The following is a 20,371-nucleotide window of genomic DNA, read 5'->3' on the forward strand; positions in this document are numbered from 1 at the left end:
GGCGTTCGTCGTCGCCCGCCGCCCGGGCCTCAGTCCAGCGTGAACGGGTCGTACTTGATGTGGTCCAGGGGTGTGCCGGCCACCAGCATGCGGCTCACGGTCGCGCGGATCATCCCCGGAGATCCGCAGACCAGGACGTCGCGCTCCTCCCAGGCCCCGTACCGGGTCACCACGTCGGCCAACGTCCCCTGCTCCACCCCGCGCACCCCGGGATCGGACTCCAACACCGGCACGACCGTCAGCCAGGGGTTGTGCGCCGCGACCCGCTGAAGGTTGTCCAGGTCGTACAGGTCCTCACGCGTCCGTCCGCCCACGAACAGGTGCACCCGCGGGTTGTGCCCCCACTGCGCCATCTCGTCGATGATCGCGTGCATCGGCGCCACCCCGGTGCCACCGGCGATCATCAGGACGTCCCGTCCCGACTCGCGGTCGACCCCCAACCGCCCCATCGGCGGTCCGATCCGCCAGACGTCGCCCGGCGCCGTGTGCCCCACGACCGACCGGCTGACCCAGCCGCCCTCCACCGATCTGACGTGGAATTCGATGATGCCGTCCTCGCGCGGCGCGTTCGCCGGCGAGAAATAGCGCCACATCCGCGACCGGCCGGGTGTCTCCACGCTCACGTACTGGCCGGCGCGGTAGCCGATGGGGTGGTCGGGCTGGAGGCGGACCACGGCCAGGTCCCAGCCGACGCGCTGGTGCTCCAGGACCGTGGCGTGCCAGTACGCCGGACCGTCGTCGGCCGCCGCGGCCTCCTGCATGGTGCGGGCCATGATCGTGTACGCCTCGGCCCAGGCCATCTCGACCTCGGGTGTCCACGCCGGCCCCGCGTGCTTCTTGATCGCGGCCAGCATCGCCATGCCCACCGACTCGTAGTGCGAGTTGACCACGCCGAACTTGCGGTGGTCGCGGCCGAGTTGGCGCAGGAACGGGAGGAGGTCGTCCGGGCGGTCGACCATCTGGACGACGTGGACCAGCGCGCGCAACAGGCGGCTGCGCTGGACCTCCATGTTGGCCGGGAACATCTCGCGGGTGGCCGGCGCGAGGCTGAAGAGCATGCCGTAGAAGTACTTGGCGACTTCTTCGGAACGCGGTTCCACCACCGCCCAGCTTTCCCGGATCAACCGCATCATGGCGGTCACACCCGGTGGCGGTTCCCGGTGCGAGGGGCTGGGGATGGGGCTCAGCACAGCGTTGGCAGTCATGGTCCGGCCGCAGTCTCCATGTTTCCGGCAGCACGCCGCAAGGCGCTACGTTCTGGTCATTCCCACCCCGACCAGGCGACAGTAACCCGTCAACTGGCCGGTCGACCCCTTGATGCCACCTTTGAGTGCTGGGTGATCACTCGGAGTGACTAACCCCTGCCCCCGGCGGGTGGTATCACGAGGTCTTCCGCACGGTAATTCCCTCGATAGTGTCCGTTAGTCACTCGTTCATGTGAATAAGCAACTCGAACCTCATGGTGCCATGAATCCGAGTGACGCTCCGTCACTCCATCGGTGGATGGTGCACAGCGCGTCAACTGTGAATCGGGGTCGCCTGTGGATTCCCACCTGCGGATTGTGGACAACTCCACTGCCCCTGTGGACAACGAGTTGGTACGTGTGGGTGACCACGCTCAGGAAGTCTTGGCCTTCTCGGCTGCGCTGCGCTCAACGCAGAACTCGTTGCCCTCCGGATCGGTCAGCACGACCCACCCGGTCCCGTCCGGGCGGCGCTGGTCGTCGAACAGCTTCGCGCCGAGGCCGATCAACCGCTCGACCTCCTCCTCACGCGTCGTGCTCGGCTGGAGGTCGAGGTGCACCCGGTTCTTCACGGTCTTGCCCTCGGGCACGCGCAGGAACAGCAGGCTCGGCCCGCCGGACAGGGCGATGATCGCTTCGTCGTCGCCGGGCTTGTCGTCGTCGGACAGCGGTCGGTCGACGACCTTGGACCAGAACGACGCCAGCTCGTAGGGGTTCCCGGTGTCGAACGTGATGTTGTGGACGAGAGAGGTCATCCACCGATCCTCGTGCGCGCGAAGCGCCCTCGCATCGGGGTTTCGGGTCGACGTGGTCCACACCACATCGCCGGCCAGGGTTGAGTGGAACTGACTCAACTTTTCTGACGTTGAGCCAAGCGAAGGCTGGTGCGGGACCCTGGCACCCACGCGTTGGCACACCGACCGAGGTGAGGAATGGACGCTTTCAACCCGACCACGAAGACCCAGCAGGCGGTGTCCGCGGCCGTGCAGGCCGCGACCGTCGCGGGCAACCCCGACGTCAGCTCGGTCCATCTCCTCGGCGCGTTGCTCGCCCAAGGCGACGGTATCGCGTCCCCGCTGCTCACGGCCGTGGGCGCCGACCCGAGCCGGGTGCACGCCGACCTGGACCGGCTGGCCCGCGCGCTGCCCGCCGCGAGCGGCTCGTCCGTCTCCGCGCCGCAGCTCTCGCGTGATGCGTTGCGCGTGCTGACCAAGGCCCAGGAACTGGCCACGGGCATGGGCGACGAGTACGTGTCGACCGAGCACCTGCTGGTCGGCCTCGCCGAGCACGGCGGCCAGGTCGCCGACCTGTTGCGCGGCCACGGCGCCACGCCGGACGCCCTGCGTGAGGCGTTCGGCCGTGTGCGCGGTTCGGCACGCGTGACCAGCCCCGACCCCGAAGGTACGTACAAGGCGCTGGAGAAGTACGGCGTCGACCTCACCGAACGCGCGCGCAAGGGCGAACTCGACCCGGTCATCGGCCGCGACACCGAGATCCGCCGCGTCGTCCAGGTGCTGTCCCGGCGCACCAAGAACAACCCGGTGCTGATCGGCGAGCCGGGCGTGGGCAAGACCGCGATCGTCGAGGGCCTGGCCCAGCGGATCGTCGCCGGCGACGTGCCCGAGTCCCTCAAGGGCAAGCGGGTCGTGGCCCTGGACCTCGGCGCCATGGTCGCCGGCGCCAAGTACCGGGGCGAGTTCGAGGAACGCCTCAAGGCCGTGCTCAAGGAGATCACCGACTCGGCCGGCCAGGTGATCACGTTCATCGACGAGCTGCACACCATCGTCGGCGCGGGCGCGACCGGCGACTCGGCCATGGACGCGGGCAACATGATCAAGCCCATGCTCGCCCGCGGCGAGCTGCGCATGGTCGGCGCCACCACGCTCGACGAGTACCGCGAACACGTCGAGAAGGACCCCGCGCTGGAACGCCGCTTCCAGCAGGTCGTCGTCGGCGAGCCCTCCGTCGCGGACACGGTCGGCATCCTGCGCGGCCTCAAGGACCGCTACGAGGTGCACCACGGCGTACGGATCACCGACGCCGCGCTGGTCGCCGCCGCCACGCTGTCCGACCGCTACATCACCGCGCGCTTCCTGCCGGACAAGGCGATCGACCTGGTCGACGAGTCCGCGTCCCGGCTGCGCATGGAGATCGACTCCCGGCCGGTCGAGATCGACGAGGTCGAACGGGCCGTGCGCCGGTTGGAGATCGAGGAGATGGCGCTGGCCAAGGAGTCCGACGCGGCCTCCGTCGAACGCCTCGCCGCGCTGCGCGCCGAACTCGCCGAGAAGCGCGAGACCCTGTCCGGCCTGACCGCGCGCTGGCAGAACGAGAAGGGCTCGATCGAGAAGGTCCGCGAACTGAAGGAGCAGTTGGAGACGCTGCGCGGCGAGTCCGAGCGCGCCGAGCGCGACGGTGACCTCGGCCGGGCCGCCGAGCTGCGCTACGGCCGCATCCCGGCGTTGGAGAAGGAGTTGGACGAGGCGGCCCGCACCACGCAGGACGCGGCCGTGATGCTCAAGGAGGAGGTCGGCCCGGACGACATCGCCGACGTGGTCGCGGCGTGGACCGGCATCCCGGCGGGTCGCCTGCTCGAAGGCGAGACGGCCAAGCTCCTGCGCATGGAGGAGGAACTGGGCCACCGCGTCGTGGGCCAGGCCGAGGCCGTGCGCGTGGTGTCGGACGCGGTCCGGCGCACCCGCGCGGGCGTCGCCGACCCGGACCGGCCCACCGGTTCGTTCCTGTTCCTCGGCCCGACCGGCGTCGGCAAGACCGAGCTGGCCAAGGCGTTGGCCGGGTTCCTGTTCGACGACGAGCGGGCCATGATCCGCATCGACATGAGCGAGTACTCCGAGAAGCACTCGGTGGCCCGGCTCGTCGGTGCGCCGCCCGGGTACGTCGGCTACGACCAGGGCGGGCAGCTCACCGAGTCGGTGCGGCGGCGGCCGTACAGCGTGGTGCTGCTCGACGAGGTAGAGAAGGCCCACCCGGACGTGTTCGACGTGCTGCTCCAGGTGCTCGACGACGGCCGGCTCACCGACGGGCAGGGGCGGACGGTCGACTTCCGCAACACGATCCTCGTGCTGACCTCGAACCTGGGGTCGCAGGTCATCGCCGATGCGGCGTTGGACGAGCGCGGTCGCCGGGACGCGGTCATGACCGTGGTGCGGTCGCACTTCAAGCCCGAGTTCCTCAACCGGCTCGACGACGTCGTGGTGTTCCGCGCGTTGGAGACCGAGGAGCTGACGTCGATCGTCGACATCCAGGTCGACCGGCTCGGCGGGCGGCTGGCGCAGCGGCGGCTGACGCTGGAGGTCACGCCCGCGGCCCGGGAGTGGCTGGCGCTCAACGGCTTCGACCCGGTGTACGGCGCGCGGCCGTTGCGGCGGCTGGTGCAGTCGTCGATCGGTGACCAACTGGCGAAGGAGTTGCTGGCCGGGGAGGTGCGGGACGGGGACACGGTCAAGGTGGACGTGATCCCGGACCAGTCCGGGCTGATCGTCGGACGCGGCTGAGTACGACGCCCCGCCGCTCCGTTGCGTGGACGCAACGGAGCGGCGCGGGTCGGCCGACACCTCGGTGACCTGCGGTGATCGTGCCGCTACGGTGTGCGTCATGGGGAAGCGCCAGGGACTGACCCGCGCCCGGAAAGCGGCGGGGTTCACTCAGGAGTCGTTCGCGGAGGCGATGGGGGTCGACCGCTCGGCGGTGGTCCGTTGGGAGGCCGGGAGCCGCTCGCCGCACCCTCACCAGCGGAGCAGGCTCTCGACCCTGCTCGGCATCACGATGGGTGAACTCGACCAACTGCTGGACGTCCCGCTCCCCGCCATGCCGGTCGTTCCGGCGCCGATGCCGGAGGCGACTGTCGCGGCTGACCAGGAACGTTGGCGCGAGCAGCGGTCGGTGCTGATCCGCGACCGCACCGCACTCGCTTGGCGGGCCCGCGCGCTTTACGACCAGGCATGGCATCTGCCCGACGCGCCGGTGCTCGCGTTGCCCGGCTGGATTCCCGTCGAGCCGATTCCGCTGACAGAGGTCGTGCTCGACTGGCGGGACGCCCCGCCGCCGATGATCACCGGCACGGCGGCCGAACTCCGGCCGGTGCTGCCGCTGCGGTCCCCCGGACGTGCCTTCACCCGGTACAGCACCGCTGTCCGGTACCTGGCCCCTCCTCGCTTGTTCGAGAACCGGCCCTCCTACCGGCTGCTCGACGTCGAACCAGGAGCCCGTCGGCTGACGTTCGGCGCGATGACGTTCTTCGACAAGTACGACGTGTCAGAGGCGCTGACCCACGAACTCGCGGTCGCACCGGTCGGCGAGGGGTGGTCCGCTCTGCCGTTCCGTTCCCGATTGGCCCGGCCGTTCGACCTGGATACGAGGCCGGTCGGCACTTCGATCGCCACCCTCACCATTCGGCGCGGCGACCCGCCCACGTTCCTCATGCTCCACCGCGATCCGGCGCGGGTGGCGTCCGGTGGAGGTCAGTACGGGGTGGTGCCGGCGGGGGAGTTCCAGCCGGCGGGGATCGCGTCGGAGAGCTTGCGGGCCGATCTCGACCTGTGGCGGAACACGGTCCGGGAGTACAGCGAGGAGCTGCTGGGCGAGCCCGAGCACGACGGGACCACTGGTCGTCCGCTCGATTACGAGGTCTGGCCGTTCCACCGCGACCTGACCGCCGCCCGGGACTCGGGTGGACTGTCCGCGCAGGTCCTGGGGGTAGTGCTCAGTGCTCCGGGCCTCAACGCCGCGATCTGCACTGCCGTCGTGTTCGAACCCGAGGTGTTCGACCGGTTGTTCCGCGATCGGGTCGCGGACAACGCGGAGGGGCGGGTCGTCGAGGCGCTCGCGTTCGACGAGCCGACCGTTCGCCGCTTCCTCGATCGGGAGCCGTTGGGGGCGACCAATGCGGCCTGCTTGGCGCTCGCCTGGGCGCATCGGGAACGACTGGTCGGTTGAGGGAGGCGTCGTGTCGGGTGCGATCGGTCCGATCGTGGAGGCGGCTGTGGCGGCCGACCAGGAACGGTGGCGGAAGCAGCGGTCAGTGCTGGTCCGCGACCTGACCGCGCTCGAACGGCGGGCCGTCGACCGCTACGCCCCGGCGTGGCGCGTGCCCGACACGTCGGTGCTCGCCGCGCCCGGTTGGATTCCTGCCGAGCCGATTCCGCTGACGGAGGTCGTGCTCGATTGGCGGGACGTTCCGCCGCCGGTGATCACGGGAACGGAAGCCGAGTTGCGGGCGGTCCTGCCGTTGCGCTCCCCCGGGCGCGCCTTCTCCAGGTACAGCGCCGCGTTCCGGTATCTGGCGCCGCCGCGTCTGTTCGAGAACCGGCCCTCCTATCGGCTGCTCGACGTCGGACCCGGCGCCGGGCGGCTGACGTTCGGTTCGACGATGTACTTCGACGTGCTCGACGTTTCGGAGGCGCTGGGCCACGAGTTCGCCGTCGAGCCGCACGGGGTGCTGCCGTTCCGTTCCCTGGTAGGCGACCCGTTCGACCTGGGGCGGCGTGCTGTCGGGACCTCGATCGGGACCCTGACGATTCGGCGCGGCGACCCGCCGACATTCCTCATGCTCTATCGCGATCCGACTCGGGTGGCGTCCGGTGGCGGGCAGTACGGGGTGGTACCGGCGGGTGAGTTCCAGCCGGCCGGGATCGCGTCGGAGAGCCTGCGGGCCGATCTCGATCTGTGGCGGAACACGGTCCGCGAGTACAGCGAGGAGCTGCTGGGCGAGCCCGAGCACGACGGGACCACCGGTCGTCCGCTCGACTACGACGTCTGGCCGTTCCACCGCGACCTCACCACCGCCCGGGACGAGGGCGGGCTGTCCGCGCACCTCACCGGCGTCGTCCTCAACGCGCTCACCCTGCACACCACGGTCTGCACGGTCGTCGTGTTCGAGCCCGAGGTGTTCGACCGGTTGTTCCGGGATCGGGTCGTCGACAACAGCGAAGGGCGGGTCGTCGAGGCGCTTGCGTTCGACGAGCCGACCGTTCGCCGCTTCTTGGACCGGGAGCCGCAGGGGGCGACCAGTGCGGCTTGTCTCGCGCTTGCCTGGGCGCATCGCGAGCGGCTGGTCGGCTGAGGGAGGCGTCGTGTCGGGTGCGATCGTTCCGATCCCGGAGGCGGCTGTGGCGGCCGACCAGGAGCGGTGGCGTGAGCAGCGGTCGGTGCTGGTCCGCGACCGCACCGCCCTCGCTTGGCGGGCGCGCGCGTTCTACGACTCGGCATGGCACCTGCCCGACGCGCCCGCGCTCGCGTTGCCCGGCTGGCTCCCCGACGAGCCGATCCCGTTGACCGAGGTCGTGCTCGATTGGCGGGACGCCCCGCCGCCGGTGATCACGGGGACGGAAGCCGAGTTGCGGCCGGTGCTGCCGTTGCGTGCCCCTGGCCGTGCCTTCTCCCGGTACAGCGCCGCGTTCCGCCGGCCGGCACCGCCGCGTCTGTTCGAGAACCGGCCCTCCTATCGGCTGCTCGACGTCGGACCCGGTGCCCGGCGGCTGACGTTCGTCTCGACCATGTACTTCGACAAGTTGGACGTGTCGGCCGCTCTGGAACACGAGTTCGCCGCCTCGGACGACCCGGCGCCGCCGTTCCGTTCTCTGGTCGGAGACCCGTTCGACCTCGGGCGCCGTGCCGTCGGGGCCTCGATCGGCACCCTGACGATCCGGCGTGGCGACCCGCCGACGTTCTTCCTGCTTTTCCGCGACCCGGCGCGGGTGGCGTCGGGCGGTGACCAGTACGGGGTTCTCCCCGGAGGCGAGTTCCAGCCGGCCGGGAGCCTGCGCGCTGATCTTGACCTGTGGCGGAACACGGTTCGGGAGTACAGCGAGGAGTTGCTGGGCGAGCCCGAGCACGACGGGACCACGGGTCGTCCGCTCGACTACGACGCCTGGCCGTTCTACCGCGACCTGACCGCGGCGCGCGTCGACGGCGGGCTGTCCGCGCACGTCACGGGCGTCGCGGTCAACGCGCTCAGCCTCGGAGCCACGATCTGCACGGTCGTGGTGTTCGAGCCCGAGGTGTTCGACCGGTTGTTCCGGGATCGGGTCATCGACAACACCGAGGGACGGGTCGTCGAGGCGCTTCCGTTCGACGTGCCGACCGTCCGCCGCTTCCTCGACAGGGAGCCGCTGGGGGCGACCAGCGCGGCCTGTCTCGCCCTCGCCTGGGCGCATCGGGAGCGGTTGGTCGGCGGTAACGGGTTGGTGGCCGTCTCGTAGCGCGGCCGTGCTGATCTTCGATCCGGGCCGGTCTTGCCGCTACGCTCGCACCCGTGGGCATACCGGCGTGGGTCTGGTTCACCGTCGCCGCGGTCGCGGGCGTCGCGGGGTTCGCCCTGCTCGCCACCGACCGGGCGCAACGAACCGCGCGTAACCGCGAACGGCGGCGATGGGCCGCGTTGCGCGGCTGGCAGTTCGAGGAGACCGACCACGTGCTGCCCACCCGGTGGGAGAGCGGCGCGATCGCGTACTACGGCACGGGCACGGCCAAGGACGTCGTCGCCGGTTCGACCTTCACCGCCGACGGCCGCCGCCAGGTCTACGTGCTCGACCACGAGAACGGCGGCAAGGTCAACTCCGTGCTGGTCGGCGTGCGCTGCCGCCGCTCGGTGCCGGTGGTGGTCGAGCTGTGGCTGCCGACCGTGCCGTTCCAACGCGACCAGATGCCCGACCTGCTCGGACCGGTCGGCTCGCGGTACGCGTTCGTGGGCGACGTGCCCGCCGCGCGCAAGCTGATCACTCCCGACCTGGTCGACGCCGCCGAGGAGATCGGCGGCGACGTGACCGTGGTGTGGCTGGAGGACGACTGGGTCCTCGCCGCCGCCCCGCCCAACTCCTCGCCGACCCGCATCGAACGGCTGCTGCGCGACCTGGGCGAACTCGCCGACGTGGTCGACCCGTTCGACGCCGACTCCGAGCCGGAGGCCGAGATCCACCGCCCGCAGTTCGGCCGCAAGCAGTGACCCCGCCGACCGCCCTGATCACCGGCGCGACCGCGGGCATCGGTGCCGCGTTCGCCCGCCGCCTGGCCGCCGAGGGGCACGACCTCGTGCTCGTCGCCCGGGACGTGGCACGGCTGGAGGAGAACGCCGCCGCGTTGCGCGCGAAGCACGGCGTCCACGTGACCGTGCTGCCCGCCGACCTCTCGACGTCCGAGGGGCGCGGCGCGGTCGAGGCGCACCTGGCCGCCGAGACCCCCGACCTGCTGGTCAACAACGCGGGGTTCGCGCACGCCGGCGAGTTCGCGAAGACCCCGGTCGACGGGCTCCAGGCGCAGCTCGACGTCAACGTCACCAGCGTCCTGCGGCTGACCAGGGCCGTCCTGCCGGGCATGATCGCGCGCGGACGCGGCGACGTGGTCAACGTGTCCAGCGTGGCGAGCTTCCTGCCCGGCCGGGGGTCCACGTACAGCGCGGACAAGGCGTGGGTGACGTCGTTCTCCGAGGGCATGTACCAGGCCACCGAGGGCACGGGCGTGCGTGTGCTGGCGTTGTGCCCCGGTTTCGTGCGGACCGAGTTCCACGCGCGTGCCGGTATCGACATGACCGAAACCCCCGAGGCGCTGTGGCTCGACGCCGACGACGTCGTGCACCAGGCGCTCGCCGACCTGCGCGCGGGAAAACCGCTGTCCATCCCGGGTGCCCAGTACAAGGCGATCGTGACCGGCGCCAAGCTCATGCCCCGGGCGCTGCTGAGGTACCTGGCGTCCCGTGCGGTCGGCGGTCGAGGCCGTACCTGATCCACTGGAACCCGTAGGCTCCCCGCGCCGTCCGATACCGGCGACCGGACGAAGGGGAGGCCCATGGGCGAGCAGTTCAAGGTGGAGCCGGGGGAGTTGCGTGGTTACGCGGAGTTGTTGGACCGCAACGCGCAGCACTTCCTCACCATCAAGCAGCACGCGGTCACCAAGGGCGGCGACACCGCCGGGTTCACCGGCGTGCTCTCGCTGCTCCAGCCCGTGGTGACCGGCGTCGCGAACCTCTACGGCGAGACGCTCGACTTCGCCAACAGCATGATGAAGCGCGAGGCGGGCAGCCTGAACCAGGCCGCCGACTACTACGAGCAGGTCGAAGCCCTGGCGGGCAGCATCCTCGACCGCGTGTTCGCGCAACTCGCCGCCGCGTCCGACGCGCCGACCCTGGGAGACGGGCAGTGACCACGTACGCCGATGTCGAAGACCCCGCCGTCGGGCTCCGGGCCGCGGCCGAGGACCGGCCGGGTCGGCAGACGACCCGCGAGCTGATCGAGAAGGCGGGCTGGAAGATCCAGGGCGTCAACTGGATCTACGAGCAGGTCACCGGCGAGAACCTGATCGAGGCGCTGATCAGCCCGTTGCTCGGGGACCACGAGAAGATCGACGCGAACGCGAACGCGTGGGACCAGGTCGCCAAGGCTTTGGATTCCGTGCGGCACAACGTGGGCGCGGGCGTCGAGCAGCTTTCGCCGCACTGGGACGGGGACGCGGCTCAGTCGTTCGAGCGGCGGCTGAGCACCATGTGGGTCGTCGCGATCGAGGCCGACTCGCAGATCGCCCGGATCATCGGCAACAAGTTCCAGTCGGTGGCCAAGACCTGTCGTACGGCCACCGGGTTGGCGTTGTCCTTGTTGGACAAGCTGGTCACGAAGTTGATGGAAGCCGCCATGACCGCGTGGATCCCCGTGGTGGGGTGGGGGCGTGCGGTGTGGATGGTGTACGACGCGGTGCAGATCGCGGATGCCATCCGCAAGATCATCATCGCCATTCAGACGTTGATCGAGGGCGTCAAGGGCATGGTCGACGGCATCAAGGCCATGGGTACCGCGTTGATGAAGCTCAAGGACGTCCGGGACGTGAACGGGCTGCTCGACGTGCTCGACGGGTATCAGGACGGGAAGCAGAAGTTCGACAACGGTGTGTCGGCGGTCAAGTCCGGGGCCATCGGTACCGTGTGGAACGGGTACAAGTTGGGCAAGGCGGGCAGTGCGGCCAACGGTCGGTACCAGCCCGCGCCCGCACCGGCCCCGGCACCCGAACCGTCGTCCGGAGGTTCCCAGTGACGTTCCCCTACGACCAGGCGCGGCTGAACGCCCTGGTGGCCGAGGTCGACGCGCGCGACGCCGCCGTGCTGGAGACCGCGCGCCAGTCGAGTCAGGTCGCCATGCGGTCGCGTGGTCTGTCCGAGGCCGACCTCGCGGAGATCGACCGGGCGGCCAAGGCTCCGGGGGCGCCTCGTGAGCTGCGGGAACTGGCTCGGCGGGTGGACGCCGGCGAGCTGTCCTGGAAGGACATCGCGTCCGGCAAGGCCGCCGACGACGAGGGCGTGCAGGGCGCGTTGCGGACCGGCATCCCCGACCTCAAGCGGGCCTACACCGCGCTGGAGGAGGGACAGGACCCCGAGGACGTCGCTTCGGCGGGTCGCCCGCGCACGGCGTCGGAGGACGACGGTCCGAGCGACTTCACCGAGGACGCCTGGTAGGTCAGGCCGGGAAGTCCAGGACACCGCCACTCGTGTGGGCGGTGCCGGTGCCCCTGACGACGTCGAACGCCAACGCGGTCGCGATGGCCAGGGTGCGAACCGGTTCGGGGACCCCTGGCCGCACGCGGAGCAGGTCCTGCCGGACCCGGCGCCCGTCGCGCTTGGTGATCGAGCCCGTCGAGAAGCCGACGACGTCGCCGAAGTGGCAGAGTCGCTGCCCGGCGGCGTCGAGCAGCGCGTAGTGGGCGCGGCCTTCCTTGCGCAGCGAGCCGATCGGCCTGCCGTCCGGGTACGAAACCGTCGTCGGCGGCCTGCCCGGGCCTTTCCGGATGCGAAGGATCGGCTGTCGGCCCTGGGTCACCACGAGGTCGAAGGTCGTCCGTCCGGAGAAGCCGGTGGCGCGCAGCGCCTTCCGGAGCGGGCCGAGCAGGCCGCGATCGGTCACCTGCGCGACCTGCGCGCCGTGTTCGGTGTAGACGTCGATGCGGTAGCGGGTGCCGAAGAGGTGGCGGCCCGCGCCCCACGGTTGCTCGATCAGGAGGGTGTCCGGGAGGGTCACGGTGTGCCAGCGTACGGCCGCGTGTGACAGTCTTGGCACCCGTGCGAACAGATGCTGTTGTCGATTCCGGTGCCAAGGCCGAGTTGGCCCGGTTGGTGAGCGAGTTGGCCGTGGTGCACGGCAAGGTGACGCTGTCCTCGGGCGCCGAGGCCGACTACTACATCGACCTGCGTCGGGCCACGCTCCACCACGCCGCCGCGCCCCTGATCGGTCGCCTTTTGCGGCAGCTCACGGCCGACTGGGACTACGTCGCGACCGGCGGGCTCACGTTGGGTGCCGACCCGGTGGCGACCGCGATGATGCACGCCGCGTCGGCGGCCGGTGAGGTCCTCGACGCGTTTGTGGTGCGCAAGGAGGCCAAGGCGCACGGCATGCAGCGGCGCATCGAGGGCATCGAGGTCGCGGGTCAGCGGGTGCTCGCGGTCGAGGACACGTCGACGACGGGTGGCAGTGTGCTCACGGCCGTGTCGGCGCTGCGTGAAGCCGGTGCGACCGTGGTCGGCGTGGCCACCGTGGTCGATCGCGGCACGGTCGCGCGCGAGGTCATCGAAGCCGAAGGCCTGCCCTACCGGTACCTGCTCGACCTCTCCGACCTCGGTCTGGCATGACATGACCGCCGGGCTGCTCCTGCTGGTGGTGGTCTTGGCGATCCTCGGTGTCGGGGTCGCCGTGGGGTTGTCGCGCCGCAAGCGCAACCCGTTCACGAACCAGGCTTTCGTGAACGAGTGGGAGCAGCGGATGCGCGCGCTGGAAGCCTCCCTCGGCTGGCGGTTCGTCGCCGAGGACCAGGGCTTCCAGGAACGCGTGCCGCAGATCGGCCGCATGCTCGAAGCCGACCGGAGTCGGGTGAAGTTCCAGCTGGTCGGCTCGTGGCGGAACGTGCCGGTGCTCGCGGTCGAGGTTGTGTTGCGCACGGACAACGTCGTGACGCAGGAGTTCCGGACCTACTCGGTGGTCGTGGTGCCCCGGCCGATGCCCGGACCGTGGGTGTTGATCTCGCCGCGCGCGGACAGCGTGTGGGGTCTGTTCGAGCAGTTCGTGCCCTCCGGTGACGCCGAGTTCGACGCGCGCTACGAGGTGCGGCGCAAGAACCCGGCGTTCGCGGGTGCGCTGCTCGGGTCCGGGTTGACGCGGGCGTTGCTGGTGGACCCCCGGGCGGCGGGGGTGGCGTTGGCGTTCGACGAGCACAACCTCGCCGCCGCGGTGCCCGTGCCGCTGGTGCGGGCACCGCTCGGGCACCTGGCCGACCTGCTGCTCGACGTGTCCGCGCGGGTGCCGTGGCAAGGGCTGCCCCGGGGCTGAACAATCCGCGCGCGTGGGGCACGGGCCGCGCCTACCCTGGGTGTCAGGGAGGTCGCCGATGGTCACACGGTCGCTCGCCGAACTGGTCATGGTGCTGCACTTCGCCGTCCTGCTGTTCCTGGTGGTCGGGGGTTACCTGGCCTGGCGCCTGCCGAAGGTGCTGTACGCCCACGTGGCCATGGCCGCGTGGGCGGTTTTGATCGTGGCGTTCCCGGTGTCGTGCCCGTTGACGTCGTTGGAGAACACCCTGCGCGTGGCGAGTGGTGCGGAGCCGTTGGCGCGCGGCGGGTTCATCGACACCTACATCGACGGCGTGCTCTACCCGGAGTCGGCGGCGCCGTTGGTGCAGGTGCTGGTGGGGTTGGCCGTGCTCACGTCGTGGGTCGGGTGGTTCGCGCGGCGTGCGGCACCGGCTCGCGCCTGCGGGTGATCCAATAGGGCGTGAAGGTTCTGCTGGAAGGGTTCCACGCGGTCAAGCACGCCCTGCGGTTCGGTGCCCACGTCGACCCGTTGCTGGTCCTGGACCTGGACGCCACGCTCGACCTGGCCCGGTCGCACGCGCCCGACCTGGTCGACGAGTTCGCCGCACGGGCCGAGCCGGCGACGTCCGCCGGGTTCGCGCGCGTCCTGGGGCACGCCCGGTCGCACCCGACCGGGGTCGTGGGCGTGGCGGACCGGCCGTCGGCCGCGGACCCGCTCGTCGGGCGGTCGACGCCCGTGGTGCTGTTGGACAACCCGCGTAACCTGGGCAACTTCGGCGCGGTGATCCGGGTGGCGGCCGGGCTGGGCGCGGGCGGGGTTGTGTCGACGGGCGAGGTCGACCCGTGGCACCCGAACGTGGTGCGCGGGAGCGCGGGTCTGCACTTCGCGGTGCCGGTGGGCCGGGTCGCCGATGTCGGGCTGATCCGCGGCGAGGTGGTCGCGTTCGACGCCGGGGGCGCGGACCTGCGGGACGTCCGGCTGCCCGACGACGCGGTGCTGGCGTTCGGTTCCGAGCGGCACGGGCTGTCGCCGGCGGTGCGCGACCGGGCCGACCGCGTGGTGTCGCTGCCCATGCGCGAGCGGGTGTCGAGCTACAACCTGACCACCAGCGTGGCCATGGCGCTGTACCACTGGGAGCTGTTCCGAACGACTTCTTGACCGGTTCAGTCGGCATGCTGGTGGGGTGACGAAGCTGTTCGCCGCACGGGCCGGGGTCGCCGAACGGGCCGTCAGGTCGCGGCACCTGCGCCGGGTCTGGGGTATTCCGCACACGGCCCTCGGTGCGGTCGCGTGGCCGTCCGGCCCGCGCCGCGGATTCCACTACTGGTGGCAGGCGCACCTGCTGGACTGTCTGCTCGACGCCCAGCTCCGCGCGCCGTCGGCGGACCGGAAAGCGTTGGTGCGCCGGGTGATCCGGGGCATCCGCGTGCGCAACGTCGTCGGGTGGACCAACCGGTACTACGACGACGTCGCGTGGCTGGGTCTGGCGCTGCTGCGCGCCCAGTACGGGGCGCGGATCGCGAAACCGCACGTCGTCGAGCTGATCGCGCGACGCCTGCGGTCGGCGTGGACCGAACACGGCGGCGGCGGGATCTGGTGGCGCACGGACGACGACTTCAAGAACGTGCCCGCCAACGGCCCGGCGGCGATCCTGCTCGCGCGGCTGGCGTTGGAAAGCGGCGACGGCACGGATCTCGGCCGTGCCAAGTCCATGGTGGACTGGATCGAGGAGCACCTGCTCGACCCGGACACCGGACTGCTGTTCGACGGTCTGCACGTGCACCCGGACGGCTCGGTCCGCGAGGTCGAGCGGACGCTGTTCACCTACTGCCAGGGCGTGGTGCTCGGCGCGTGCGTGGAGATCGACCAGTTCGGCGGGCGGCGGATCTGGGGCGACCGGGCCGCGCGGATCATCGAGGCGGTGGACGAGCACCTCACGGTCGACGGCGTGGTGCGCGGGTGCGGTGGCGGCGACGGCGGGCTGTTCGGCGGGATTCTCGTGCGCTACCTGGCGCTGGCGGCCGTGCGGTTGGCACGGCCCGCGGCGCGGCGTGCGGCCGACCTGGTCCTGCGGTCGGCGGAAGCGTTGTGGGACAACAGGTCCATGGTCGTGTCCGGACCGCTGTTCGGTCCTGAGTGGACGGTTCCGGCCGACTCGTCCGGTGGCGGGGCCGAGCGCGACCTGTCCGTGCAGCTCGGTGCGTGGATGGCGTTGGAGGCGGCGGCCCTGGTGGAACGCAACTCCTAGGCCGGGAGCATCGACGTCGGGTTGAACAGGCCGGTCGGGTCCAGGGCGTGCTTGATGTCGCGGTGGACGCGCAGGCCCACCGGCCCCAGCTCGCGGGCCAGCCAGTCCTGCTTGATCTTGCCGACACCGTGCTCGCCGGTGATCGTGCCGCCCAGCTCCAGGCCCAGGTCGAGGATGCGGTCGAACGCCAGGCGCGCGGCGGCCTCCTGCGTGGCCGGGTCGTAGACGATCGTCGGGTGCATGTTGCCGTCCCCGGCGTGGCCCAGGACGGCGATGCGCAGGCCCGTGTCGTCGGCGATCCCCTCGCAGCCGACGATCAGGTCGGCGATGCGGTCACGCGGCACGCACACGTCGTCGGTCAGCCACGAGCCGTACGCCTCCAGCGCGGGCAGCACCGAACGGCGTGCGGTCAGCAGGTCACGGCCCTCCGCCGGGTCGTCCGTGCTGTGCACCAGTTCGGCACCGGCCGCCTCGCACGCCTTCGCCACGGCGGCCAGCTCCCGGAGGGCGGCCTCGCCACCGGCGTCGGACTGGCAGACGAGCAGCGCGGCACCACCGCCGAGATCGGTCCGCAGGTGGCGTTCCACCGCCTCGACGCACGTCCGGTCCATGATCTCCATCAGGGACGGGACCACCCCGGCGCGCACCACGCGGCCCACGGCGTCGCCCGCCTGACGCGTCGTCGTGAAGGTCGCCACGAGCGTCATCGGCGCCTGCGGCAGCGGGCGCAACGCCAGCGTGGCCCGCGTGATCACGCCCAGCGTGCCCTCGCTGCCGACGAACAGGCGGGTCAGGTCGTAGCCCGCCACGCCCTTCACCGTGCGGCGCCCGGTGCGCAGCAGTTCGCCGGTCGCGAGCACGACGTCCAGACCCAGCACCGAATCCGTGGTCACGCCGTACTTCACGCAGCACAGCCCGCCCGCGTTCGTCGCGAGATTTCCCCCGATCGTGCACCAGTCGTAGCTCGACGGGTCCGGCGGGTAGAACAGGCCGTGCCGCTCCACGGCTGTGCGCAGGTCGAGGTTGACCACGCCCGGCTCCACGACCGCGAGCCGGTTGTCCGGGTCGATCTCGACGATCCGGTCCATCCGCGTCGTCACCAGGACCACGCACCCGTCCACGGCGTTCGCCGCGCCCGACAACCCGCTGCCCGCGCCGCGCACCACGATCGGCACGCCCGCGTCCGCGCAGGTCCGCACCACCCGGCACACCTGCCCGGCGTCGGCGGGCAGCACGACCGCCGCGGGCTTCCCGGCCGGAGCCAGCGGCATCATGTCCCGCCGGTACGCGGCCGTGACGTCCTCGTCGGCGAGCACGGCGTCGTCACCGACGGCCGAACGCAGTCGTGCGAGCAGTGGCCGCATGTGTCCCAGCTAACCGCCGTCCACGGCCGGACGCCAAGCCTTACGCAGCCGTTAGTCCGGAGTCGCACTGCGGAGGAGGTGAGGCGACGTAGGCTTCACGGCGTGGTGCTGTCCGCAACGTCCGAAGCCGTCGGCTTCTTCTCGCTGGAGACCGCAGGCCCCCTGGCCGTGTGGGTGATCACGCTCAGCTTCCTGTTCTTCGAGTGTGCGTTCATCTTCGGGCTCTTCCTGCCCGGCGACTCCCTGCTGTTCGCGGCCGGTGTCGTGCTGGCCGCGCACGACGGCGAGCTGAGCGCGTGGCTGCTGTCGTTGGCTGCCTTGTTGATCGCCGTGGTCGGCAACCAGGTCGGCTACTACATCGGCCGGGGCACGGGCACGAAGTTCCTGGCCAGACGAGGGGGCCGGGTCCTCAACCGGCAGAACCTCGACAAGGCCCGCGACTTCCTCGACCGCCGGGGCTTCTGGGCGATCGTGCTGGCCCGCTGGATCCCGTGGGTGCGCACGTTGGCGCCGTTGATCGCGGGCGCCGCGCGGATGGACTCCCGGCGGTTCATGATCGCGACGACGGTCGGTGCGATCGCGTGGGTGCCGACGTTGGTGCTCGCCGGGTACTACGGCGCGGGCCTGCTCACCGCCGTGCCGTGGCTGGAGACCGCGGCCGTGGTGATCAGCGTGGCGTTCTTCATCGGCGGCACGGTGTACGGCCTGATCCGCTACCGCCAGGAGATGCGCAAGCCGGTCGAGGTCTACGAAGAGGCCACCGGGGAGTCGGCCTAGTCGACGACCAGGTCCGCGTGCGGGTGGGCGGCGACCAGCACGGCGTTGTCGTGGTCCACCCCGTGCAGGACGCGGTGCCGGGCGTTCTCGGGGGTGCGGCCGTAGCGGATGTGCCGCTCGACGAGCCTGGTCCGGCGGACCTCCTCGTCGGGGTTCAGGAACCAGGTCTCGTCCAGCAGTGCGCGCACCTCGTCCCAGACGAGCAGGTAGTTGCCCTCGGTGATCACCAGCGGCACGTCCGGGTGAACCGGTAGGGCGTTGGCGATCGGCTCCTCGATCTCCCGGCGGAACTCCGGGGCGTAGACCGTCCGCTGCCGGTCCCTGAGCCTGGACAGCAGGTGGGCGTAGCCGTTGGCGTCGAACGTGTCGGGTGCGCCTTTGCGGTCGGTGCGGCCGAGGCGTTCGAGTTCGCCCTGAGCCAGGTGGAAACCGTCCATCGGAACCAGGGCGGCACGGCCCTCCAGGGCGTCGACCAGGCGTTTCGCCAGGGTGGACTTGCCCGAGCCGGGAGCACCGGCGATGCCGAGCAGCCGTCGTTCCCCGGTGGCCGCCAGGGCGTTCGCGCGGGCGAGCAGGTCGTCGAAGATCATGTGCGGCGTACCTCCGCGAGCCAGTCGCCGCCGCGTACCCGGAGGGCGGCGATCGTGTTGGCGAAGATGATCGCCGCTGTCAGGTCGGCCCGGTCTGCCACCGCGAACGCGCCGTGCCACACGTCGCCGGCGCCGTTGGTGTCGTGGGCCTCGACCCGGTCGACCGGGACCTCGCCCCGGACGTTCCCCGTGGACCAGGTCACGGGGTCGGGGCCGTGGGTGCGGGTCACGACCTTCACGCCTCGGGCGTGGAGTTCTTCGGCGGTCAGAGGGAACTCGGCGCCGCACGCGGCGGTGTGCGTCAACGGCAGGATTTCCGCCAGGACGGGCTTCCAGCTCCCGGCGTCGAGGAGGACCGGGCTCCGGGCGGCTCGTGCGGCGGCCAGGGCCAGGGGCGCGAGGTGGCCGTCGAGCAGGACCGTGTCGGCCCGGTCGACCAGGGCGGTGGGGAACGGGCGGGTGGGCGTGAACGTGGCCGCGTTGCGGGAGACGACGGTGCGTTCGCCGTCGTGCTCGCGGACGACGACCGTGCTCAGCGCCGGACCGCCGGGGCCGGCGTCGTGGACCTCGACGTCGTCGAGGTGGGCGCGGGCGACGTCGCCGAGTTCGTCGCCGAGGGCGGTCAGGAGAATCGCCTCGTGGCCCAGCGCGGCGATGGTGCGTGCCGCGTTCGCCGCCGGTCCGCCCACGTCCAGGCGTACGTCCGCGGACTGGACTTTCCCGCCCGGAGCGGGGAAGTCGGCCACGCGGTGGATCACGTCGACGGTCGTCAGACCCACGCACAACACGGTCGTCATGCCCGGACCTCCGTCGACGGGTAGATTCCGAACGCAATCGCTTGCGCACGCTCCGAACGGGGACGGGTCCATTGGTCACCATGCGGGACGTCGCCCAGCTCGCGGGCGTCTCCATCACCACGGTCTCACACGTGATCAACGAGACGAGGTCGGTGGCCGCCGACACCCGTGCCCGCGTGCTCAAAGCCGTGGAGGAGACCGGGTACACGGGTGACGCGATCGCCCGGTCGCTGGTCACCGGCGGCACGAAGTCGTTGGGGCTCGCGGTGTCGCTGGTGTCCCACCCGTACTTCGCCGAGCTGATCGCGGCGATCGAGTCCGAAGCCACGCTCGCGGGGTACACGTTGGTGCTGATCGACACGCGCGGTGACGCCGAGTCGGAGCAGGCGGCGGTCCGGATGCTGCGCTCGCGGCGGGTGGACGGCGTGCTGCTGACGCCGACGTCCGGCTCGGCGGCGCTGCCCGAACTGCGCCGGCTCGGCGTGCCGACGGTGTTGGTGGACCGGTTGACCGTCGCCCAGGACACCGACCAGGTGGGACCGGAGAACGTGCAGGCCACGTCCACTTTGGTGCGGCACCTGGCGGAGTTGGGGCACCGCCGGATCGGCCTGGTGACCGGTCCCGCCGGACTGGCCACGACGGACGAACGGGTCCTGGGTTACCGGCTCGGGCTGGGACGGGCCGGGTTGGCGTGGGACGAGGACGTGGTGACCGGCGCGCTGGAGCCGTTGCTCGGACAGGTGAGTGCGGTCGTGGTGTCCGATCACCAGGTGTTGGCGGACGTCGTGCGGGCGGCCCGGTCCGGCGGCGTGCGCCTCGGGACGGATCTCGCGTTGGTGACCTACGACGAGGTCGAGTGGGCCGAACTCGTCGACCCGCCCCTGACGACCATGGCCCAACCCGTCGAGGAGATCGGCCGCACCGCCGTGCGCCTGCTGCTGTCGCGCATCACCGACCCCGACCAGGCCCCGCGCACCATCCGCCTGGCCCCCGAACTACGCCACCGCTCCTCCTGCGGCTGCCCCTGACCCGCGAGTTATGCGTTCAGACAC

Annotated in this window: 22 protein-coding genes; 16 read left to right on the forward strand and 6 right to left on the reverse strand. The window is 71.1% G+C overall.

Features of this window, described 5'->3' with window-relative positions:
- Window positions 1-29: 29 nt before the first annotated feature.
- Together F4559_RS33770 and F4559_RS33775 are read right to left on the reverse strand one after the other, a co-directional pair.
- Window positions 30-1,133, reverse strand: coding sequence for an FAD-binding oxidoreductase (locus F4559_RS33770; RefSeq protein ID WP_246446748.1), 1,104 nt, complete (start codon window positions 1,131-1,133; stop codon window positions 30-32).
- A 485-nt stretch (window positions 1,134-1,618) separates the two neighbouring features.
- The gene (locus F4559_RS33775; protein WP_184675110.1) at window positions 1,619-1,999 is read right to left on the reverse strand and encodes a VOC family protein; all 381 of its coding nucleotides are present in this window, start codon (window positions 1,997-1,999) and stop codon (window positions 1,619-1,621) included.
- Between the two features lie 177 nt (window positions 2,000-2,176).
- On the opposite strand from F4559_RS33775, the gene clpB reads away from it, so the two are divergent.
- From clpB to F4559_RS33815, 9 genes are all read left to right on the forward strand, one after another.
- The gene (gene clpB, locus F4559_RS33780; RefSeq protein ID WP_184675111.1) at window positions 2,177-4,759 is read left to right on the forward strand and encodes an ATP-dependent chaperone ClpB; all 2,583 of its coding nucleotides are present in this window, start codon (window positions 2,177-2,179) and stop codon (window positions 4,757-4,759) included.
- Window positions 4,760-4,859: 100 nt separating this feature from the next.
- A complete protein-coding gene (locus F4559_RS33785) occupies window positions 4,860-6,200 on the forward strand; it encodes a helix-turn-helix domain-containing protein (RefSeq protein WP_184675112.1) in 1,341 nt (446 codons plus the stop codon).
- Window positions 6,201-6,210: 10 nt separating this feature from the next.
- Entirely contained in the window at window positions 6,211-7,326 is a 1,116-nt protein-coding gene (locus F4559_RS33790) for an XRE family transcriptional regulator (protein ID WP_184675113.1), read from the forward strand.
- Between the two features lie 10 nt (window positions 7,327-7,336).
- Window positions 7,337-8,464 carry an XRE family transcriptional regulator gene (locus F4559_RS33795; protein WP_184675114.1) on the forward strand — a complete coding sequence of 376 codons (1,128 nt, stop codon included), beginning with the start codon at window positions 7,337-7,339 and terminating at the stop codon, window positions 8,462-8,464.
- Window positions 8,465-8,517: 53 nt separating this feature from the next.
- A complete protein-coding gene (locus F4559_RS34660) occupies window positions 8,518-9,207 on the forward strand; it encodes a TtfA family protein (protein WP_312865958.1) in 690 nt (229 codons plus the stop codon).
- A complete protein-coding gene (locus F4559_RS34665; protein WP_312865959.1) occupies window positions 9,204-9,983 on the forward strand; it encodes an SDR family NAD(P)-dependent oxidoreductase in 780 nt (259 codons plus the stop codon). Before F4559_RS34660 ends, F4559_RS34665 begins: the two co-directional genes overlap by 4 nt.
- Before the next feature lie 63 nt (window positions 9,984-10,046).
- Window positions 10,047-10,400 carry a hypothetical protein gene (locus F4559_RS33805; RefSeq protein ID WP_184675116.1) on the forward strand — a complete coding sequence of 118 codons (354 nt, stop codon included), beginning with the start codon at window positions 10,047-10,049 and terminating at the stop codon, window positions 10,398-10,400.
- Window positions 10,397-11,281 carry a WXG100 family type VII secretion target gene (locus F4559_RS33810; RefSeq protein WP_184675117.1) on the forward strand — a complete coding sequence of 295 codons (885 nt, stop codon included), beginning with the start codon at window positions 10,397-10,399 and terminating at the stop codon, window positions 11,279-11,281. Before F4559_RS33805 ends, F4559_RS33810 begins: the two co-directional genes overlap by 4 nt.
- The gene (locus F4559_RS33815) at window positions 11,278-11,700 is read left to right on the forward strand and encodes a hypothetical protein (RefSeq protein WP_184675118.1); all 423 of its coding nucleotides are present in this window, start codon (window positions 11,278-11,280) and stop codon (window positions 11,698-11,700) included. Before F4559_RS33810 ends, F4559_RS33815 begins: the two co-directional genes overlap by 4 nt.
- Before the next feature lies 1 nt (window position 11,701).
- Here the strand turns inward: F4559_RS33815 and F4559_RS33820 are convergent, their stop codons facing one another.
- On the reverse strand, window positions 11,702-12,259 hold the full coding sequence (locus F4559_RS33820) for a hypothetical protein (RefSeq protein ID WP_184675119.1): 558 nt from the start codon (window positions 12,257-12,259) through the stop codon (window positions 11,702-11,704).
- Window positions 12,260-12,300: 41 nt separating this feature from the next.
- On the opposite strand from F4559_RS33820, the gene pyrE reads away from it, so the two are divergent.
- The 5 genes from pyrE to F4559_RS33845 are packed head-to-tail and all read left to right on the forward strand — an operon-like array spanning window position 12,301 to window position 15,791.
- A complete protein-coding gene (gene pyrE, locus F4559_RS33825) occupies window positions 12,301-12,867 on the forward strand; it encodes an orotate phosphoribosyltransferase (RefSeq protein WP_184675120.1) in 567 nt (188 codons plus the stop codon).
- Between the two features lies 1 nt (window position 12,868).
- Window positions 12,869-13,561: a hypothetical protein gene (locus tag F4559_RS33830; protein WP_184675121.1), complete on the forward strand. Its 693-nt coding sequence runs from the start codon at window positions 12,869-12,871 to the stop codon at window positions 13,559-13,561.
- Window positions 13,562-13,619: 58 nt separating this feature from the next.
- Complete coding sequence (locus tag F4559_RS33835) at window positions 13,620-13,991, forward strand: DUF2784 domain-containing protein (protein WP_184675122.1); 372 nt, start codon at window positions 13,620-13,622, stop codon at window positions 13,989-13,991.
- Window positions 13,992-14,002: 11 nt separating this feature from the next.
- Window positions 14,003-14,701, forward strand: coding sequence for a TrmH family RNA methyltransferase (locus tag F4559_RS33840; RefSeq protein ID WP_184675123.1), 699 nt, complete (start codon window positions 14,003-14,005; stop codon window positions 14,699-14,701).
- A gap of 34 nt (window positions 14,702-14,735) precedes the next feature.
- On the forward strand, window positions 14,736-15,791 hold the full coding sequence (locus F4559_RS33845; protein ID WP_221448750.1) for a glycoside hydrolase family 76 protein: 1,056 nt from the start codon (window positions 14,736-14,738) through the stop codon (window positions 15,789-15,791).
- On the opposite strand, the gene F4559_RS33850 is transcribed toward F4559_RS33845, so the two are convergent.
- Window positions 15,788-17,155, reverse strand: coding sequence for an FAD-binding oxidoreductase (locus F4559_RS33850; RefSeq protein WP_184675125.1), 1,368 nt, complete (start codon window positions 17,153-17,155; stop codon window positions 15,788-15,790). The two genes, F4559_RS33845 and F4559_RS33850, sit on opposite strands and share 4 nt — an antisense overlap.
- A 102-nt stretch (window positions 17,156-17,257) precedes the next feature.
- On the opposite strand from F4559_RS33850, the gene F4559_RS33855 reads away from it, so the two are divergent.
- Complete coding sequence (locus F4559_RS33855) at window positions 17,258-17,932, forward strand: DedA family protein (RefSeq protein WP_184675126.1); 675 nt, start codon at window positions 17,258-17,260, stop codon at window positions 17,930-17,932.
- On the opposite strand, the gene F4559_RS33860 is transcribed toward F4559_RS33855, so the two are convergent.
- Together F4559_RS33860 and F4559_RS33865 are read right to left on the reverse strand one after the other, a co-directional pair.
- On the reverse strand, window positions 17,929-18,522 hold the full coding sequence (locus F4559_RS33860; protein WP_184675127.1) for a nucleoside/nucleotide kinase family protein: 594 nt from the start codon (window positions 18,520-18,522) through the stop codon (window positions 17,929-17,931). The genes F4559_RS33855 and F4559_RS33860 overlap by 4 nt on opposite strands.
- Entirely contained in the window at window positions 18,519-19,319 is an 801-nt protein-coding gene (locus F4559_RS33865) for a PfkB family carbohydrate kinase (protein WP_184675128.1), read from the reverse strand. Before F4559_RS33865 ends, F4559_RS33860 begins: the two co-directional genes overlap by 4 nt.
- 80 nt (window positions 19,320-19,399) lie before the next feature.
- Between F4559_RS33865 and F4559_RS33870 the strand changes: the two genes are divergently transcribed.
- On the forward strand, window positions 19,400-20,347 hold the full coding sequence (locus F4559_RS33870; protein ID WP_184675129.1) for a LacI family DNA-binding transcriptional regulator: 948 nt from the start codon (window positions 19,400-19,402) through the stop codon (window positions 20,345-20,347).
- Window positions 20,348-20,371 lie beyond the last annotated feature (24 nt).

It is taken from the genome of Saccharothrix violaceirubra, from assembly GCF_014203755.1.
GTDB classification, from domain to species: Bacteria; Actinomycetota; Actinomycetes; order Mycobacteriales; family Pseudonocardiaceae; genus Actinosynnema; species Actinosynnema violaceirubrum.

Bases quoted from the DNA above. Each gene is read 5' to 3' on its own strand.
- F4559_RS33770 (WP_246446748.1), bottom strand. From the start codon at position 1,133: ATGATGCGGTTGATCCGGGAAAGCTGGGCGGTGGTGGAACCGCGTTCC.
- F4559_RS33775 (WP_184675110.1), bottom strand. From the start codon at position 1,999: ATGACCTCTCTCGTCCACAACATCACGTTCGACACCGGGAACCCCTAC.
- clpB (WP_184675111.1), top strand. From the start codon at position 2,177: ATGGACGCTTTCAACCCGACCACGAAGACCCAGCAGGCGGTGTCCGCG.
- F4559_RS33785 (WP_184675112.1), top strand. From the start codon at position 4,860: ATGGGGAAGCGCCAGGGACTGACCCGCGCCCGGAAAGCGGCGGGGTTC.
- F4559_RS33805 (WP_184675116.1), top strand. From the start codon at position 10,047: ATGGGCGAGCAGTTCAAGGTGGAGCCGGGGGAGTTGCGTGGTTACGCG.
- F4559_RS33830 (WP_184675121.1), top strand. From the start codon at position 12,869: ATGACCGCCGGGCTGCTCCTGCTGGTGGTGGTCTTGGCGATCCTCGGT.
- F4559_RS33835 (WP_184675122.1), top strand. From the start codon at position 13,620: ATGGTCACACGGTCGCTCGCCGAACTGGTCATGGTGCTGCACTTCGCC.
- F4559_RS33850 (WP_184675125.1), bottom strand. From the start codon at position 17,155: ATGCGGCCACTGCTCGCACGACTGCGTTCGGCCGTCGGTGACGACGCC.
- F4559_RS33860 (WP_184675127.1), bottom strand. From the start codon at position 18,522: ATGATCTTCGACGACCTGCTCGCCCGCGCGAACGCCCTGGCGGCCACC.
- F4559_RS33865 (WP_184675128.1), bottom strand. From the start codon at position 19,319: ATGACGACCGTGTTGTGCGTGGGTCTGACGACCGTCGACGTGATCCAC.
- F4559_RS33870 (WP_184675129.1), top strand. From the start codon at position 19,400: ATGCGGGACGTCGCCCAGCTCGCGGGCGTCTCCATCACCACGGTCTCA.